Origin of the sequence: Hydrotalea sp., assembly GCF_049968455.1 — a bacterium.
Classification (GTDB): domain Bacteria; phylum Bacteroidota; class Bacteroidia; order Chitinophagales; family Chitinophagaceae; genus Hydrotalea.
This window is the reverse complement of the sequence record NZ_JBMFQT010000014.1, coordinates 17915-35938: the sequence shown is the minus strand read 5'-3', so window position 1 is coordinate 35938 and position 18024 is coordinate 17915. Positions and strand designations below refer to the sequence as shown.

Here is an 18024-nt window from a genome sequence, read left to right as displayed (position 1 = left end):
TATATTGCTACTTAAAATTTGTACTTGACTTAAAATTTCAAATGCAATAAATCAGAATGAAGTAACCTATTGACGTTTTAAATACGTATGCATTTGTTAAACATTGCTACATTTTATTGCAGCAAATAATTACAGCCCATTAACTTTGAAATAAGATGAGTAAAATAAAAACAGCATTTTTTTGTAGCAACTGTGGTTATGAAAGCGCGAAATGGTTAGGCAAATGTCCCAGTTGCAATAATTGGAATACCTTTATTGAGGAAGTAATTCAAAAAAATAATCAACCTGAACTAAATTGGCAAAATTACGGTAGCAAACAAACTATCAACAACAAGGCAATAGCGTTAGATGAAGTTAATGCGAATGAACAAGAACGCATTATTACCGCTAACAATGAACTAAATAGAGTTTTGGGGGGTGGTATCGTACCCGGAAGCATAGTATTAGTAGCCGGCGAACCGGGCATTGGCAAAAGCACTTTGTTTTTACAAATTGGTTTATCATTACAAAACTTAACAGTTTTATATATTAGTGGAGAAGAAAGTGAGCAACAAATTAAAATGCGTGCCAACCGTATTCAGTTAAAACATCCTTCCTTTTACTTATTAACAGAAACAACTACGCAATCCATATTCAATGAAATAAAAAAATTGCAACCGCAATTAGTTATTGTCGATTCAGTTCAAACCTTACAATCAAATTTAATTGATGCAGGTGCGGGTAGTATATCGCAAATACGGGAATGCACTGCCGAATTTCAACGCTTTGCAAAAGAAACCAACACACCTGTATTTTTAATTGGTCATATTACGAAAGACGGCACCATTGCAGGACCCAAAATTTTAGAACATATTGTTGATGCTGTTTTACAATTTGAAGGCGACCGCCACTATACTTATCGCATATTGCGCACACTGAAAAATCGTTTTGGCAGTACTTCTGAATTGGGTATTTATGAAATGACTGGAGACGGCATGAAAGAAGTATCCAATCCTTCTGAAATTTTATTAACACAACGCGAACTTACATTAAGCGGAAGTGCCATAGCTGCAACCGTTGAAGGCATAAGGCCTTTATTAATTGAAGTGCAGGCTTTGGTTACACAAAGCGTTTATGGTACACCACAAAGAACTGTTAGTGGATTTGATTTAAGACGATTACAATTATTGCTAGCTGTATTAGAAAAAAGAGGCGGTTTTTTATTCGGCACTAAAGATGTATTCATCAACATTGCAGGCGGATTAAAAGTTGAAGACCCCTCTATTGATTTAGCTTTAATTGCTGCTTTACTATCCTCGTATGAAGATATTCCTTTACCGACACATATTTGTTTTGCAGGAGAAGTAGGATTGAACGGTGAAATAAGAGCAGTAAACCGCATTGAGCAACGTATTGCCGAAGCTGAAAAATTGGGATTTGAAAAAATCTTCATTTCACGCTACAATCAAAAAGCTATTCAGGTAAAAAAATATACTATTAAAATTGTGGCTCTAAGCGAAGTGCAAGAACTTTATCAACAAATTTTTTAATCAACACTTTTATCAAAAAAAAACAATTTGCTTAACTTAAAGCATATTTGTTTTATTTTTAAAGCATGTTGGCGATTGTAAAAGATTATTGGACAAATTTTGTTCATTTATTTTTTCCGCATACTTGTACAGGATGTAATACTGATATTATGCCTGAACAATTTTTATGTACCCAATGCTTAATGCAATTACCCCGTACCGGTTTTTTTGAAGCAGCCGACAATCCCGTTGAACAAAGCTTTTATGGCAGAGTAACTATTGATGCAGCAGCAGCTGCATTTTATTTTACCAAACAATCACTTGTACAACAATTATTGTTTCAATTAAAATATAAAGGTCGGCAAGACGTTGGTGTTTGGCTGGGGCAACAAATAGGCCATCAACTTAATATTTCCAAACGTTTTAAACCTATTGATGCCATTATTCCATTACCCTTGCATCCTAAAAAAGAAAAATTACGAGGTTACAATCAATCAACTTGCATTGCCAAAGGTATAGCTGAAGTTTTACAAAAACCGGTTTATACAAATGTCATTGTTCGTAAAAAGTTTACACAGACACAAACGCAAAAAAACAGGGTTCAGCGTTGGGAAAACATGAATGACGCTTTTACTATTATTGAACCTGCAATATTAAAACAACAGAATATTTTGTTGGTGGATGATGTAATTACAACCGGTGCAACATTAGAGGCTTGTAGTAATGCTCTTTTATCGGTTCCGGTAGCGTCCGTGCAAATTGCTACAGTAGCCTATACACTTTTATAGGTTTTATTAAAAAATTAAACATTCAACCCCAACAATTGTTAGTAATTTCCGTTATTGTTTTTTGCATTATCTAAAACCAAAAACTTTTAACCATGAAGTATTTGTTCACCATTGCAGCAATAGTTGCTTTAACCTCATTTACAACAATGAAAAGTAACACCATTTATCAATTCAAAGTTCCTTCTATTAACGTTGGCACCATTGATTTTGCCAAATATGAAGGCAAAAAAATTTTAATAGTGAATACCGCATCTAAGTGTGGATTTACTCCACAGTATGAAGCTTTGGAAAAACTCTATGAAAAATACAAAGACAAATTAGTGATAGTGGGATTCCCCTGCAATCAGTTTGGCAATCAGGAACCTGGTAGCAGCGATGAAATCGTTCAATTCTGCAAAAAAAATTATGGCGTTACTTTTCCTTTAGCAGAAAAAATTGATGTGAAAGGCCCCAATATTTCACCTATCTATAAATGGTTATGCAATAAATCAGAAAACGGGGTATTAGATGCCACCATTACCTGGAACTTCAACAAGTTTCTAATTGATGAGCATGGTAAATTATTGGCTTATTTCCCGAGTACTGTTACACCCGATAGTCCTGAAATTTTAAAGTACCTAAATTAACACCACCCGGAAATATTTTGTAAAGGAAGATGTTGTTTAAGCATCTTCCTTTTATTTTGTACCCATCATGGAACTGAAAGATGTAATTGGACAATCAGATTTAAAGCAACAACTCATAACTATGGTGCAGCAAAATAGGCTGGGCCATGCATTATTAATGGTTGGTAAAGAAGGAACAGGTGCCCTACCTTTAGCTATTGCATTTGCACAATGGGTAGTGAGTCAACCTGTACAAAACGCCCACAGCAATGGAATAGATTTATTTGGAGAAACTGCCCCTCCAAGCAGTAACAATAACTGGATTAGTCCGGATGAAATTACAACATTGCCGGCCTTTCATAGAGCTATTCAATTCATGCACCCCGATTTACATTTTTCCTACCCGGTAATACCCAAAAAAAGTGGCGACAAACCAATTAGCACCGATTATTTTACTGAGTGGAAAGAATTTGTAAAATTATATCCGTATGGAAATGTGTATGATTGGTTACAATTTATTGGTGCAGAAAATAAGCAAGGCAATATAACTGCTGAAGAGTGTAACGATATTATGCGTAAACTAAATTTAAAAAGTTTTGAAAGCGCATACAAGGTTTTGGTGTTGTGGATGCCCGAATACTTAGGCAAAGAAGGCAATAAATTATTAAAATTAATAGAAGAACCACCCGCCAACACATTGTTTATTTTAGTAGCCGAACAAGAAGATGGCGTATTACCTACCATTGTTAGCCGTTGTCAGGTAATTCGGGTACCCATGATAGACAAGCATGACATAGAAAATGCATTGGTACAAAAAGCCGGCTTAGCGCAAACCACTGCAGCACAAATTGCGGCAGTTTGCGAAGGCAATTATCGTGAGGCTTTACAAATGATACAAGATACTGCCGCAGATTGGCAAAGTTTGCTTAGAGAATGGTTGAATGCCACCTTAAAAGCCGGCCCAAGTATGCAATTAAAGTTTGTGGAAGAAATTGCCAAGGCGGGGCGGGAAAAACAAAAACAGTTTTTACGATATTTCATTCACTTATTGGAAGAAAGCTTACACATAAGGTTATTGGGAACAGAAGCTCTGCATTACTTACCTGCCGAAGCCGATTTTGCACAAAGGCTTAATAAAATTGCTTCCGTTAGCCAACAGCAGGCCATTGTAAATGAATTAGATAATGCCATTTACTATATTGAAAGAAATGCCAATGCCAAAATGTTGTTTATGGCCCTAACCATAAAGCTTCAATTTATTATTCAAAACAAGGTAACCCTACATGTTTAAACACTATTGCCAATAAATTTCCTATTTTTGAATTTGTAGAACTGAAAATTGTGGGGTTGTACCTTTTTTCCTGTGTGAATAGGTGTGAAGGGGAAATAGCATTTGTACCTGATGTATTTGATGTACTTATATAATTTTATCAGGCCTTACCAATGTATAGGAACGCCATAGCGCACTATTGTTCTGAACGTTGAAGTGAGTGACACAACAGGCGTTGAACAGGGAACTGCTGTTGGTAACATACCCCTCCTACACTCAGTTTTCTACAGTATTTTTATTTAGTTGAACTTTAAAATGAAAACGACATAATGGGATGTGGATCATGTGGCACCAAAAAACCCGGCGGTTGCAAAAGTAACGGCGGTTGCAGTACCGGCGGTTGCAATCGGTTAAATGTGTATGACTGGCTTCAAAACCTGCCATTAACTTTTAGCGATGCTGATTGTAAAATAATTGAAGTAAGCTTTAAACAAGGCAGCAGAAAAGAATTTTTTAGAAATACTTCCCTTCAGCAATTTGAAAAGGGTGAATATGTAACTGTTGAAGGCGTTACCGGTTTTGATGTGGGTGAAGTTAGCCTTACCGGCGAATTAGTGCGCCTGCAATTAAAAAAGAAAGGGGTTGATGAAATGAACCCCGATATAAAAAAAGTACTTCGCCGCAGCTCGGAACGCGATTTAGAAAGCTATCACTATCAAAAAGATCGTGAACCTGCAGTGCAAGCTCGCAGCCGCGAATTGGCTCGGAAATTGAATTTACAAATGAAATTGAGCGAAGTAGAAATACAAGCCGATGGTAAAAAAGCTACTTTTTTTTATACTGCAGAAGATAGGGTTGATTTTAGAGAACTAATTAAATTATATGCCGCCGAGTTTAAACTAAAAGTTGAAATGCGGCAAATAGGTATTCGCCAAGAGGCTGCAAAAGTGGGCGGTATTGGCAGTTGCGGCCGCGAACTTTGTTGCAGTACCTGGTTGCAAGATTTTAAAAGTGTGAATACAACTGCTGCACGTTACCAAAACTTATCTATTAATCAAACCAAATTAAGCGGTCAGTGTGGTCGTTTAAAATGCTGTTTGAATTATGAATTGGATACGTATTTGGATGCATTACAACATTTTCCGGAAAATGTTGACACACTGCAAACCACTAAAGGCAATGCCGTTTTAATTAAAAAAGATATTTTTAAAAATTTGATGTGGTATATGATGGAAGGGGGAAGTAAATACTATCCACTTACCATTGAGCGGGTAAAAGAAATAAAGCGCATGAATGCGCAAAATATTTTACCTGATGATTTAGAACCGGTTGATGTAGTTAGCGGAAAACCGAAAGCTATAGAACCACAATTTGTAGATGTTGTTGGACAAATTACTTTAAAGAGCTTAGAAAAAACCAATAAGCGTAACAAAGGTGAACAACGTCGCGACAATCGTGATAATCGCGATAACCGCAGCAATGAACAGCGGCAACCCAATAACAACGATAACAGAAATAGGGGCAACAATAATAACAACCGTAACGATAATAGACAACGTAATAATAACAATAATAAAAACGATAATCGCAACAGACCTCAACAGCAAGGCAAGCCCGTTAATAAACCTAATTTGCCTAAAGGAAAGGATAATGCATAGATTGATATTTTAAAATAAAAAAGAGGTACGTTTTTCACGCTGCCTCTTTTTTTTATTTTACAAATAGTTGAATACTACAATGCCTCCATTTGTGCATCAACAAACTCCATTAATGTTTTAATATGCGCCGGCGACAAATTAAATTGTAAACCTGCAGCTGCATATAGCTCAGGTAAAGTTTGGGTGCCGCCTAAGCTTAAAGCACGCATATAATTTTGTAAAGCCTGCTGAGGGTTTTGTATGTATTGCATCCATAAACCAATAGCACCCAATTGAGCAATACCATATTCAATATAATAAAATGGCACTTCAAACAAATGTAATTGCCTTTGCCAACCAATAGCACGGTAAGCATCTAAACCTGTATAATCAATGGCATCAGTTGAAAATTCTTTTAATATACGCATCCAATTATCGGTGCGATCTTCAACAGTATGACTTGGATTTTCATATACCCAATGTTGAAATTTATCAATAATAGCAATCCAAGGGAAAATAGTAATGGTACGTTCTAACTGATGTGCTTTTGCACGTTTTAAATCGGTATCGTTATCAAAGAAAGTGTCCCAATGGCTCATTGAAAATAGTTCCATGCTCATACTAGCCACTTCTGCAATTTCCATAGGGTATTCTTTAAAAGCAGACAAAGGTAAATGGTGTGCTAAAAAGGAATGAATGGCATGCCCACCCTCATGAACCATAGTAGTAACATCACTCATTTGTCCGGCAGCATTCATAAAAATAAAAGGTGCGCCACTTTCAGCTAAAGGACAATTATAACCACCCGGTGCTTTGCCTTTGCGGCTTTCCAAGTCAAAGTGGTGTAATTGATCCATTTTTACAAGGCAATCAGCAAAAAAGGGATTCATTTTACGAAAACAGGCTTCTGTTTTTTCCAATAATTCTTTTCCGGTTTTAAATGGTCGTAAAGGTTGGGTGCCAGCCGGTTCTGCTTCTGTATCCCAAGGGCGTAAAGTATCTAAACCCAATTGTTGCCTTTTCTTTTCATAAATTTTATTAACAATAGGCAACACATGTAATTTCACTGCTTCGTGAAACTGAAAACAATCTTCTTTTGTATAGTCAAATCGACCTAATTCAACAAATTTATAATCGCGGTAATTGGCAAACCCGGCATTGAGTGCCACTTGATGGCGTTTTTGAATCAGTTGACTATATAACTGATGCATGGCTTCTTTATCCTGTAACCTTCTTTCTTGAATTTTTCGATAAATAGATTCTCTTACCGAACGATCACTGCTTTCTAAAAACTGAGCTGCTTGTTGCAAAGTATATTCACGGCCATCAACTTCTACCGTCATTTTTCCGGCAATAACCCCATATTGTTGTTGCAATACACCTAATTCAGCCTGAATGGGAATATTGGCTTCGCGAAACAATTCAATATTTTTTTTTACGGAACGTAAGTAGGTGAAATATTGCTTTTGATCTAACTCTTTAACAAAGGGTGAATTAATTAATTTTTTATTCAACGCATCTGCATAGGGCTGAATTTTGGGCTGAATTTCCATTACAAAAAAATTGTATGCCTCTTCCAATGCAGGATTGGTAGTATCGCAGGTCATTTTAATTTGTCGCCAGCAAGCATCTTCACTCACTACTGCTTCTAATTCACTAATATCGCGAAGCCAATCCTCCAACTCGGCAACATTATTAATGGAACGTTCTTTCAGGTTCATAAAATATGGTTCTAACAACTCCCAAGTAGTTACCGTAAAATCGGCAGGTAAAAAATGGCGGGGTAACTTTTCAATATTTGCATTGGCAACTATCGTTTCCTGCATACATAATTTTTTTTAATGATGAAATAGATAACAGAGTACTTTATAAAAAAATTTATTTGTTAATAAAAAGGTGCACAAAGGTACCAAAAACATGGATGATGGCTGCTAAATAAAGTTTAATTTTACCGTTTCAAAACGTTGAAGTGCCGTGAGCGACAAAATACAATTGTTACCCGATAATATTGCTAATCAAATAGCTGCCGGTGAAGTAATTCAAAGACCCGGCAGTGCCGTAAAAGAATTGTTAGAAAATGCAGTAGATGCCCATGCAACAAAAATTCAATTGATTGTACAAGATGCCGGCAAAAGTTTAATTCAGGTAATTGACAATGGCAGCGGCATGAGCGAAACCGATGCCCGAATGGCCTTTGAACGACATGCCACCAGTAAAATTAAAGCTATTGATGATTTATTTCATATAAAAACAATGGGTTTTAGAGGCGAAGCATTGGCCTCCATAGCCGCTGTAGCTCAAGTTGAAATTAAAAGCCGCCAACCCGAAAGTGAATTTGGCACTTATCTGTGTATAGAAAACAGTAAAGTGTTACAGCAAGAACCTTGTGCTTGTAATTCGGGCACTAGCATTAGCATGAAGAACTTGTTTTTTAATGTGCCTGCCAGAAGAAACTTTTTAAAAAGTAATGCTGCAGAAATGCGGCATATTATTGATGAATTTATTCGTGTGGCAATGGCCTTTCCGCAAATATTTTTTAGTTTAACTCATAATGGTCAGGAGGTTTTTCATTTAGAAGCGGGTTCGTTAAAACAACGTATAGTGCAGGTTTTGGGTAATCAATACAATGCCAAATTAGTTGCTGTTAAAGAAGAAACGGACTATCTTAACGTATATGGCTTTGTGGGAAAACCGGATACAGCCAAAAAAACGCGTGGCGATCAATATTTTTTTGTAAATAACCGCTTTATTAAAAGCGCCTATTTAAATCATGCTGTAAGTGCTGCATTTGAAAATTTAATTGCGAAAGATAGTTATCCAACTTATGTATTGTATATTGATGTAGACCCATCGCAAGTTGATATTAATGTACACCCCACAAAACAGGAAATTAAGTTTGAGGATGAAAAAATTATTTATGCTTTTGTGCAAGCAGCAGTGAAACATGCATTGGCACAATTTAGTATTGCACCTTCATTAGACTTTTCTTTAAATGCAGACATACAGCAATTGGATGCCGTTAGTAAGCCAATGACACAAGAGCAAAAACAACAAACCCAAGCTTCTAACTTATACAAAACCTTTACTCAAAAACATCAGGCACATTTTATTGAGAAGGACAATAACAGTGAATTAAAAAACTGGCGATCATTTTTTGAAACGACTGAGGCTTTGCCTATTGATATTAGTGGCGCAGATACCACTTTATGGCAACCGGCAACTGAAAAAAAACACATCTTTAATCCTTTGCCCGAAGCAACATTAGTACAATTGCATCAAACCTATATTATTGTTCCTACAGAAAGTGGTTTTGTACTATTGCACCAACAACTGGCACATGAACGCATATTGTACGAAAAATTTCAAACAGCTATGCACCTAAACCCTATACCGGTGCAGCAAAGTATGTTTCCTTCAACAATTGAACTATCGGCAGCCGATACTTCCCTTTTAAGCGAATTAATACCCGAGTTGCTGAAAATTGGTTACCACTTAGAAGCTTTTGGCAATAATACTTTTGTAATACAAGGAACACCTGCCGATGTAGTACAAGGAAATGAAAAATTAGCCATTGAATTATTGATTGAACAATTTAAACATTTTAGCAACGATGTAAAATTCAGTAAGCGAGAAAAATTAATTCGTTGTATGAGTCGCCAACAAGCCATTAAAGCGGGTAAAAATTTATCACAAAGTGAAATGAAGCAACTTATTAACGACTTGTTACAGTGTGCAACACCTAACTATACCATTAATGGCAGTCCCACTTTTTTAGAATTTAAAGAAGACTACTTAGACAGAATGTTTGGGAAAAATTAATTACATCATTTTTGGAAAATTAGCAGCAGTGAAAATATCTAACTGCTTCCTTGAAAAATGTGTTATGAAACAGTGGTTTCATGAAAACTTTTTTTTAAATACTTTTTTCTGCATCATCAATAATAATACAACAACTAACAAAGCCCAAGCGGCTGCCAGTAACCAATTGCTACTTGCATCTTGTACCTTACTTTCAGTGGTAATGAAACTAACTATTGCCTGATAAGCCAAATTGGCTCCCCAATGTATACCTAATGCCAGCCATAATGAATGTGAAAGCCTGATGGTAATGGCCAGAGCAATTCCTAACAAAAAAAGATAAGTCAAAACAGCCCAACCATCATTCAACCTCCAAATATGATTCAGCACAAAAACAATTGCCGAAAGCAATACCCAATGCCAAGACTTTAAAAATGAAAAATGGGCATACCAATAACCACTAGTTAATATATCTTCTGCTAAAGAAGGAATAAAAGTAATGAGCATGATTTGAGGCAGTTGCATCATCCATTGTTGCCATACCTGCACTTTCGTTATTGTTTCAAATTGAAACAGTATGGATGCCAACCACGATAAACTAAAAAATAAAATACCAATGCATAACCCTCCCACCAAAAACAACCAACGATATTTTATTTTACCCAATCCATACCCGTCCCATCCCTTCCATCCTTGCATACGAGCAATAATATATGCAGCTACTAATACCAGTGTTTTAAAAACAGCTAAAATCCAAAAGGAATTAAAGAATTCAGGAAAATGGTATAAAAAAACAGCACAACAAACCCTGCAGCAAATTAAAAAAATGATTTAAGCGTCATGCACTTTTTTTGAAAATTTATGTTTGTAATATTTGGCTGGCATTCTTTCTATTCAAATTTTCTACAACGAAAAAAAATGAATGAAAAATGTATTAATTAGATTGAATGTACGCAGTTAAATATTTTTCAACTACATTTCTAACTGCTCTAGCACTGCTTAGATGGTTGTTGACCAAAACGGAGAATATAATAGGCTTCCCACTTGCAGTATTTACAAAGCCGCTAATTGAAACATGATTACTTAATGTTCCAGTTTTAGCCAATAAGTTACCTGCAAAATTTTTATAATGACCACTAAGTGTTCCCGCATTAGCCGTTGGCAAAATAGCAGCAATACGGACCATACCAAAGTTGGTTTTCATTTGTTGCAAAACGGCCACCAAATCGGCAGGGGTTATTAAATTATATCGGCTTAAGCCACTGCCATCAACCCATTTGGGTTTTTGAGGCAAAGCAGCAAAATCAGTTTCTAATAATTTCGCAATAATTTTTTTATCATTCATTTCACCTAATAACTCATTGCTTACCATTAATAGGCTTTGTTCAGCAAAGAAATTATCACTGCGGTGCATCATAATTTTTAGCATACTATCGGTAGCCTGCGATTTTACTGTTTGCACATCCGGTAAACGATTCAATTTAAAATTAGCTTCACTAACAGATACATGTAAAGTATCGGATAATAGTTGCGACAATAAATTTTTTTGTTGGGTAAAAAATGGCACTTGCAAATCCTTTATTTCTTTATCAGAAGGAAGCATTTCAAAGCTATTATTGCCAATGCCACGTTTAATGGTATAAAAACGAGAATTGATATGGTAAGGATTTGAAATATTATTTTGAAAATAAGCCGGCATTACTTTTTTATACGCAAATGTGGCCACGTTACCATAAATTGGCATACAGGAACGTTCAGCCATATAATCTTCTGTATAATCGTCCCATGCCCAACCGGCACCTAAAGCAGCATCCTTCCAATTTTGTGTAGTTATAATAATTTGTTTCTGTTGCTTTAAAAAATTAAATGCAGGTTGAATAGGAAAATCAGCTAACAAAAAAGTAGGATCACCATTCGGTTCCAACTCAATTGTATCGTTTCCTTTGTTTACATATCGAAATGCAGTTAAACTATCACCCAAGTAACGCATGGCTGCATAGCAGGTTAATAATTTCATATTACTTGCAGGAATAAAGTATTTATCGGCCTGGTATTGCACTAAATTATTGCCGTTTGATGCATCAGCTATGCAAATACCCACTTGAGCTCCTTTTAAGGAGGCATTGTTTAATAAAGAATCAATAGTAAAAGCCGGATTGTCTTCATTGGTTGACTTACTAATTAACGGGCTAACCGATTTTGTCTGAATTTTTTTATGTGTTACACATGCAAAAAAAATAATGGTAGCAAAACTGAGTGTAATAAATGTTTTAACCTTTTGCATTGTATAAAAAATTGGGTAATGAATTATGTTACATTCTTTCGGCATAACGCAACCAACGTTCAGGTATTTCATCGGTGCATGCTAAAATATAATCGGTTTTACTGCAAGGAATAAACTTACCATCATAGGTTTGCATCCACCAACGACCTGTTTTTTTGCTTTGCAGGAAGACTGTATCAAATTCAGCAAAAGCTAAGTGGTATTTTTTAAAGTTTTCAGAGTCATTGAAATCAGCTTCATGCCTGCTTTTCAATAGGCCATCTAATAAATACCACAACATGTGTGCAATTTGTTTGGCTGTTAAATTATGAATATCATTAGCAACATTATATCCAAAAACACCTACTACTTTAACAGAATTGCTCATTCCTGCAAATTGCATCAAGCTACAAGCCTCTTCTCCGGTAAATCCGTTTGGTGTAAGCCAATTGGCTGGGGCATGCGCATATTGAATAGCAGAAACATCGAACGTAAATAGTTCTGCTGTGCGTATAATGGGTTCCATTTCACTCAAATCCTCTTTACTCTTACCTACCCGCACACAATCAAACCTTAGCTTATCAATGGTTTGAAGCATGTTAGGATGTGTTAAATAGCTTTGAAAACCTATATGGCTATAATGTTTTAAATAATTAGGCTCTTCTGTTAGCATTTGAATGAGGAAGTGATCTGCCGGTGCAGCAGAATCCATGTTTAAATCAATTACCGCATCAACACAAACTGCTTCAATAATGGTTTCAGTTTCGGCATAAGCATGATATAAGCCAAGAGTTTGGTCGTGAGAGCCACCTATTACTACAACTTTTTTCCCGGCAGCAATCATTTCCTTCACAACAGTTTTTAAAGCTGCATAAGAATCGGCCAATGTTGCACCAATTTTAACGTTACCCAAATCGGCCAACCTTACCTCTTTATGCCAATAAAATAAAGGATAAAATGCTTCTCTAATTGCGTCTGCACTTGAACGATTACTATGAATACCGGCACCACGCATGTCATTACAACCAATAATAACTAAATCTGCATTTTCAATTTCCGGCAAAGTGCCATCAGCAATATACATATCAATTTGACCGCCCATTTGGGTTTCAGCAAATGATTGTTCGTTGGCAATGACATGTATGGGTACAGGTTCTAAAAATTCTAATAAACTTTCCAAATTCATAGCCTATATTTTTAACAAACATACATTATTGTGCGTTATGTTTTAACCCCATATTAACCCACAGGTTGCAAAAACCCAAGGCTAAGGTTTTATATTTGTTTGGCACTTATGCGTTATGTATATAAATATCGTTTGCCTATTGTATTAATTTTACTCTTACCGGTTTCGTTGTTGGCTCAAAGTAAGTTTGAAATTAATACGAGTTATAACACCATTGGCCTGCAAGAAACGCTGCAGGTAAGTTATACATATAAAGGCGAAGCAAGCATGAACAATTGGATAGCGCCGGTTTTCAAAAATTGGCGTATTATTTCCGGTCCATTTTTTCAATTACAACAAGTTTCCATAAATGGCGTTCAAAAAACAGAAACCATTATTAGCTATGAAATACAACCTTTAAAAACAGGAAGTATTGAAATTCCAGCCGGTGAACTACACCTTTCGTCAATTAGTATCCGTTGTAAACCCGTTACTATTTTAGTGCAAAGAAATCTTCCTACCGGAAGGCAACAACAAGCGGGTTTACAAATGCCCGGTGGTTTTTTTGAAAGCGATGTTTTAGATGAGCCAAATGAAATGGAACGCAATGCCATTGTATTACCCGGAGAAGATGTAGCAAAAAAAATGAAGGATAATATTTTTATTCGTGTTGAAGCCAGTAAAAAAAATTGTGTAGTAGGCGAGCCTATTTTAGTAACATACACTTTGTATAGCCGTTTACGTACATCTTCAAAATTAATACAGCAACCCGTTTTTAACGGATGCACTGTTTATGAAATGACTACACAAGATTTACATGAGGAAACAAAATTATTGAATGGTAAAAAGTATAGCACTTACATTATTCGAAAAGTACAGTTAATTCCACTAACAGCCGGCACCATTAATTTAGGAACTGCAAAAGTGGAAAACACGGTTAATTTATATAGGGTAAATAACAATACTATTCAAAAAACATTTGAATATAGTAGCATTTGTAGTAGCGAACCTGCCCAAATTAATGTAACAAATCTGCCTACCTATAAAGGAACTGCCAATTTTAGTGGTGCCATTGGTCATTTTACTATTAATGCAAGAGTGGATAAAAAAATTGATACGGCCGGTGATGTTAATAAATTGATTATTGAAGTAACAGGGTCAGGCAATTTTTCATCCGTTACTTTACCCCAAGTACATTGGCCTAAAGGAGTTGAGCACTTTAATAGCTCAGAAGAAACCGACGTAAACAAACTAGTATATCCTGCTGCAGGCAGTAAAACTTTCAGTATCCCTTTTACTTGCAAACAACAAGGCACTACCGTTATACCTGCCATTCATTATAATTTTTACAATACAGAAACTGGCAGTTACACGACTATTGAAACTACCCCTATTGAAATAAAAGTGAATCCACCTTTAAAAAACTTTATTAATCCGGATCTATATTCAGAGGGAAACACCAATAGCCGATACATTTGGATTATACCCGGCATTGGACTGATATTAGCCATAGGCTGGTGGATTTTTTACAAAAAAGAAAAAAATACTACACCAAATCTAATCAGCAACAATAATGTGATTAATATTAAAACTGATATTCAACAGGCTGATACAGTTGTACCCAACAACTTAATAGAACCTGCCAAACCCGAAAGTATTTACGAATTGCTAACTATTCCGGATGATATTGCTTTTTTTAAGGCAGTAATTAGTATGCTAGAAAAGGAAATAAGTATTGAAAAAGACAACGGCAGAAAAGAAGCGCTGCGACAATTATTTGCAGTATGCAATAGTGCTTTATATGCTCCGCAAAGTAATGCCAATCGGTATGATGTAGCAGAACAATTAAAAATTTTATTTATTCATCCGGCGTAAACTTATACCCGGCTCCACGAACGGAATGAAAATATTTTGGATTTTTACTATCTGTTTCAAAATATTTCCTAAAATTAAGTATGAAATTATCAATAGTACGCGTAGTAGGATACACATTATAACCCCAAACTACCTGCAATATTTTTTCTCTTGATACCACTTCGCCTTTATTTTCAATTAACAGTTTCAATAACATTGCTTCTTTCTTACTTAAATCAACTTTGCTACCATTTGCTGTAATCGCTTCCTGTGCTTTAAAGTCAATTTTGTTTTGCCCAAACTCATACACATCTGCTACTGTTTCTTTTACTTGTAATTTTTTGCTTTTTTCAATAAGCTTTTCAATACGCAGCAGTAATTCTTCTAAATTAAAGGGTTTGGTTAAGTAATCATCTGCCCCTTTTTTTAAACCCAATACACGATCAGCGCCGGTATTTTTAGCACTTAACATTAAAATTGGCACATCATTATTGTTTACCCTAACAGTTTCTGCAACGCTTATGCCATCTACTTCAGGCATCATTACATCGAGAATAATTAAATCGAAGTATTCGTTAGCAATAGCTTTTAAAGCATCACTACCATTAAAAGCCGAGGTTACGGTGTAACCTTCTATTTCCAAGTTCAATTTTAAAGCCTCATGCAAATTTTCTTCATCATCTACCAATAATATGCTTGCTTTTGTGGGCATTGAAAAAAAGTTATTTGAATGATTTCATTTTATGCAATAGCAAAAATTACTTTAAAAATACTACCATTGGGCAAATTATCCAACACCTGAATGGTAGCATGATGTTGTTGTGCAATTTTCTTACATAGATATAAACCTAACCCGGTACCCTTTGTGCTACGTACATTCTCATCGCCGGTTCTATAAAATTTTCTAAATATTTTTTTCTTTTCGTCTGCCGAAATTCCAATTCCTTCATCTATTACTGCAACTACGGCATGTTGATTTTGTTGTTTTAGTTGTACAGTTACCAATGCGTGTTTTGGGGAATATTTTAACGCATTTTCTATTAAATTATTCATAAGTATTTGTAATAACAAAGGCTCGCCCATTATGTTAATTCCTTCAGTTATATTGGTAATAATTGTTCTTCCTGCGAATCTTACCGTTGCCTCTTTAACGGCATTTTGCACTAACGCTGAAAAGTTTATGTTTTGAGGGCTAGCATGATAATGCCCACTTTCTAATTGTGAGGTAAATAAAATATTATTACATAAGGTATTCAGCCTATTGGTTTCTTGCAGGGTATTACTGACTAACTTTTCTTGTATTGATGGATCTAATTTTCTTTTTTGCAATGTTTCTAAATTCAATTGGGCAACAGCTATAGGTGTTTTTAATTCGTGCGTAACTGCCATCATAAAATTTTGTTGTTGTTGCGCCAATTTAATTTGTCGGCGAGTGGCCCTATAAACATAGCCTGCACCAATTAAAATAATAGCCAGAAATGTTAATCCTTCACCAATATATTGTGCTGTTTTCCTTTGCTTCTCGCGTAAAATATCCGCAGTTTTATTTAAGTAATTTTGTTCGGTAGTATTTACTTCTTGCAGTTTAAGTGTTGTCATTGCATCGTTTTGATGATTCAATGCTATGAACCACCACAACAAAGCAGATAGAATGTACAATAATAATACCCAGTATACAATACTTACTATTAGTAGCCTTTTTTTGAAGTTAAGCTTCATGGTGCAATTTTTACAATTCGAATGCCGGCATTAAGCACGTGTTGTAAAGGATCTTCACGCATTATTTGTTGTAAGGTAAAAGCATATTCTCCTTTTTTTAGTTTTGCAGGCACAGCATTAAATGGTAATCTATGGTCTACAATATCATCCATAGAAGTACCTAACCACCCTACACTGTTGGCCAAGGTAAATTCGCGAGTAAAGCTATAAGTGGAATCGGGATCGTGAACAGTAATATGCAACCAAACATTTTTGTATTGATAGGCATCCTCATGCCTAAACACTACATATAGATTATAAAAGGCATTGGTGTCTGTGATATTGAAATGAAAAGAAGGCGTATCGGTACTACTCCAAGCATGATTAGGAAATGGCACTGATTTTTCAAAAACGTTTATGGAAGTGCAGGCCCAAAATACCAATAAACCAATAAAAAGAAATATGTAACGTTGCTTCATGGTTTTTTAAAAAATTTATTATGGAAGGCACATTAACTTAAATTCATACAAAAAATTATTACAACACATTTAATACTTGTTCCTTTGCCTTTTCCAACTCGTCTTTCATTAATACCACACATTTTTGAATGGCTGCATCATTGGCTTTTGAACCGGTTGTATTAATTTCTCTTCCAAATTCCTGCAATAAGAAAGAAAGTTTTTTGCCCTTACTACTTTCTTCTTTACTTTCAATAATGCTTCTAAAATAGTGGCAATGATTTTGCAGGCGGACCTGCTCTTCACTAATATCAATTTTTTCAATATAATAAATCAACTCCTGTTCTAACCTATTAGCATCATAATTATCCTTGCCCACTGCTTCTTCCAACAATTTTACAATATTGTCTTTGATTTTTTTTCGACGATGCGGTTCTAACTCGGCAATAATATGTTGCTGTGCTTCAATATTACTAAGTCGGAGCAGTAGGTCTTTTTCAATAGATTGACCTTCTTGCAAACGATGTTTTTTTAATTGTTGAATGGCTGCTTCTAAAATTTTTTTGAAATGCAGCCACTCTGCTTCGGTCATTACTTCTGTTGTATTTACCACCACTTCCGGTAAACGTAAAACTGCAGCCAATAAATGATCGGCTTCTGCATTCAATTCGTGTGCAATTTGCACTACTGAGGTGTAATAAACTTTCAGCAGGTCTGTATTAATGGTTACAGGTTTAGCGCCGCCATTCTGTTTTAAATTAATGATGCATTCAATGCTTCCGCGCTCAAGTGTTTCACTTAATAAACTTCTAATGTCAAACTCAAAAGGTTTGAGCATAGCAGGCATTTGTAAACGCAAATCAAACTGCTTACCATTTAAAGAGCGTAATTCTACAATAAAAGTTTTATCTCCAATTGTTTGTTCTACTCTTCCATAACCGGTCATTGAATACAGCATAGTATTTATTTAATATTTGCAA

The 18024-nt window shown here is 35.5% G+C and carries 15 protein-coding genes; 7 read left to right on the top strand and 8 right to left on the bottom strand.

Annotated elements, in window-relative coordinates; genetic code table 11:
* Positions 1-155 precede the first annotated feature (155 nt).
* The 5 genes from radA (at position 156) to ACP5P5_RS10595 (ending at position 5829) form a co-directional block, all read left to right on the top strand.
* A complete protein-coding gene (radA, locus tag ACP5P5_RS10615) occupies positions 156-1529 on the top strand; it encodes a DNA repair protein RadA (RefSeq protein ID WP_428286087.1) in 1374 nt (457 codons plus the stop codon).
* A 65-nt stretch (positions 1530-1594) separates the two neighbouring features.
* Positions 1595-2296: a ComF family protein gene (locus ACP5P5_RS10610; protein ID WP_428286086.1), complete on the top strand. Its 702-nt coding sequence runs from the start codon at positions 1595-1597 to the stop codon at positions 2294-2296.
* Between the two features lie 92 nt (positions 2297-2388).
* Entirely contained in the window at positions 2389-2922 is a 534-nt protein-coding gene (locus tag ACP5P5_RS10605) for a glutathione peroxidase (RefSeq protein ID WP_428286085.1), read from the top strand.
* Between the two features lie 67 nt (positions 2923-2989).
* Complete coding sequence (locus tag ACP5P5_RS10600) at positions 2990-4192, top strand: ATP-binding protein (RefSeq protein ID WP_428286084.1); 1203 nt, start codon at positions 2990-2992, stop codon at positions 4190-4192.
* A gap of 308 nt (positions 4193-4500) precedes the next feature.
* The gene (locus tag ACP5P5_RS10595) at positions 4501-5829 is read left to right on the top strand and encodes a PSP1 domain-containing protein (RefSeq protein ID WP_428286083.1); all 1329 of its coding nucleotides are present in this window, start codon (positions 4501-4503) and stop codon (positions 5827-5829) included.
* A gap of 74 nt (positions 5830-5903) precedes the next feature.
* Here ACP5P5_RS10595 and ACP5P5_RS10590 read toward each other — a convergent pair whose 3' ends face one another.
* Positions 5904-7634: a M3 family oligoendopeptidase gene (locus ACP5P5_RS10590; protein WP_428286082.1), complete on the bottom strand. Its 1731-nt coding sequence runs from the start codon at positions 7632-7634 to the stop codon at positions 5904-5906.
* 148 nt (positions 7635-7782) lie between these two features.
* On the opposite strand from ACP5P5_RS10590, the gene mutL reads away from it, so the two are divergent.
* Entirely contained in the window at positions 7783-9627 is a 1845-nt protein-coding gene (mutL, locus tag ACP5P5_RS10585) for a DNA mismatch repair endonuclease MutL (protein WP_428286081.1), read from the top strand.
* A 78-nt stretch (positions 9628-9705) separates the two neighbouring features.
* On the opposite strand, the gene ACP5P5_RS10580 is transcribed toward mutL, so the two are convergent.
* From ACP5P5_RS10580 to ACP5P5_RS10570, 3 genes are all read right to left on the bottom strand, one after another.
* Positions 9706-10305 (bottom strand): CPBP family intramembrane glutamic endopeptidase, encoded by a 600-nt coding sequence (locus ACP5P5_RS10580; protein WP_428286080.1) that lies wholly within the window; start codon positions 10303-10305, stop codon positions 9706-9708.
* Between the two features lie 235 nt (positions 10306-10540).
* Positions 10541-11890, bottom strand: a complete 1350-nt coding sequence (locus ACP5P5_RS10575; protein ID WP_428286079.1) for a D-alanyl-D-alanine carboxypeptidase/D-alanyl-D-alanine-endopeptidase — start codon at positions 11888-11890, stop codon at positions 10541-10543.
* Positions 11891-11918: 28 nt separating this feature from the next.
* Positions 11919-13055 (bottom strand): formimidoylglutamase, encoded by a 1137-nt coding sequence (locus ACP5P5_RS10570; RefSeq protein WP_428286078.1) that lies wholly within the window; start codon positions 13053-13055, stop codon positions 11919-11921.
* A gap of 108 nt (positions 13056-13163) precedes the next feature.
* Between ACP5P5_RS10570 and ACP5P5_RS10565 the strand changes: the two genes are divergently transcribed.
* Positions 13164-14909 (top strand): BatD family protein, encoded by a 1746-nt coding sequence (locus ACP5P5_RS10565; protein WP_428286077.1) that lies wholly within the window; start codon positions 13164-13166, stop codon positions 14907-14909.
* On the opposite strand, the gene ACP5P5_RS10560 is transcribed toward ACP5P5_RS10565, so the two are convergent.
* The 4 genes from ACP5P5_RS10560 to ACP5P5_RS10545 are packed head-to-tail and all read right to left on the bottom strand — an operon-like array spanning position 14893 to position 18002.
* Entirely contained in the window at positions 14893-15600 is a 708-nt protein-coding gene (locus ACP5P5_RS10560; RefSeq protein ID WP_428286076.1) for a response regulator transcription factor, read from the bottom strand. The genes ACP5P5_RS10565 and ACP5P5_RS10560 overlap by 17 nt on opposite strands.
* Before the next feature lie 29 nt (positions 15601-15629).
* Complete coding sequence (locus tag ACP5P5_RS10555) at positions 15630-16607, bottom strand: sensor histidine kinase (protein WP_428286075.1); 978 nt, start codon at positions 16605-16607, stop codon at positions 15630-15632.
* On the bottom strand, positions 16604-17065 hold the full coding sequence (locus tag ACP5P5_RS10550; protein ID WP_428286074.1) for a gliding motility lipoprotein GldH: 462 nt from the start codon (positions 17063-17065) through the stop codon (positions 16604-16606). Before ACP5P5_RS10550 ends, ACP5P5_RS10555 begins: the two co-directional genes overlap by 4 nt.
* Positions 17066-17123: 58 nt before the next feature.
* Positions 17124-18002, bottom strand: a complete 879-nt coding sequence (locus tag ACP5P5_RS10545; protein ID WP_428286073.1) for a YicC/YloC family endoribonuclease — start codon at positions 18000-18002, stop codon at positions 17124-17126.
* Between the last annotated feature and the right edge of the window lie 22 nt (positions 18003-18024).

Coding starts and splice junctions, on each gene's coding strand:
- radA (WP_428286087.1), top strand. CDS start 156: ATGAGTAAAATAAAAACAGCATTTTTTTGTAGCAACTGTGGTTATGAA.
- ACP5P5_RS10610 (WP_428286086.1), top strand. CDS start 1,595: ATGTTGGCGATTGTAAAAGATTATTGGACAAATTTTGTTCATTTATTT.
- ACP5P5_RS10605 (WP_428286085.1), top strand. CDS start 2,389: ATGAAGTATTTGTTCACCATTGCAGCAATAGTTGCTTTAACCTCATTT.
- ACP5P5_RS10600 (WP_428286084.1), top strand. CDS start 2,990: ATGGAACTGAAAGATGTAATTGGACAATCAGATTTAAAGCAACAACTC.
- ACP5P5_RS10595 (WP_428286083.1), top strand. CDS start 4,501: ATGGGATGTGGATCATGTGGCACCAAAAAACCCGGCGGTTGCAAAAGT.
- ACP5P5_RS10590 (WP_428286082.1), bottom strand. CDS start 7,634: ATGCAGGAAACGATAGTTGCCAATGCAAATATTGAAAAGTTACCCCGC.
- ACP5P5_RS10580 (WP_428286080.1), bottom strand. CDS start 10,305: ATGCAAGGATGGAAGGGATGGGACGGGTATGGATTGGGTAAAATAAAA.
- ACP5P5_RS10575 (WP_428286079.1), bottom strand. CDS start 11,890: ATGCAAAAGGTTAAAACATTTATTACACTCAGTTTTGCTACCATTATT.
- ACP5P5_RS10570 (WP_428286078.1), bottom strand. CDS start 13,055: ATGAATTTGGAAAGTTTATTAGAATTTTTAGAACCTGTACCCATACAT.
- ACP5P5_RS10565 (WP_428286077.1), top strand. CDS start 13,164: ATGCGTTATGTATATAAATATCGTTTGCCTATTGTATTAATTTTACTC.
- ACP5P5_RS10560 (WP_428286076.1), bottom strand. CDS start 15,600: ATGCCCACAAAAGCAAGCATATTATTGGTAGATGATGAAGAAAATTTG.
- ACP5P5_RS10555 (WP_428286075.1), bottom strand. CDS start 16,607: ATGAAGCTTAACTTCAAAAAAAGGCTACTAATAGTAAGTATTGTATAC.
- ACP5P5_RS10550 (WP_428286074.1), bottom strand. CDS start 17,065: ATGAAGCAACGTTACATATTTCTTTTTATTGGTTTATTGGTATTTTGG.
- ACP5P5_RS10545 (WP_428286073.1), bottom strand. CDS start 18,002: ATGCTGTATTCAATGACCGGTTATGGAAGAGTAGAACAAACAATTGGA.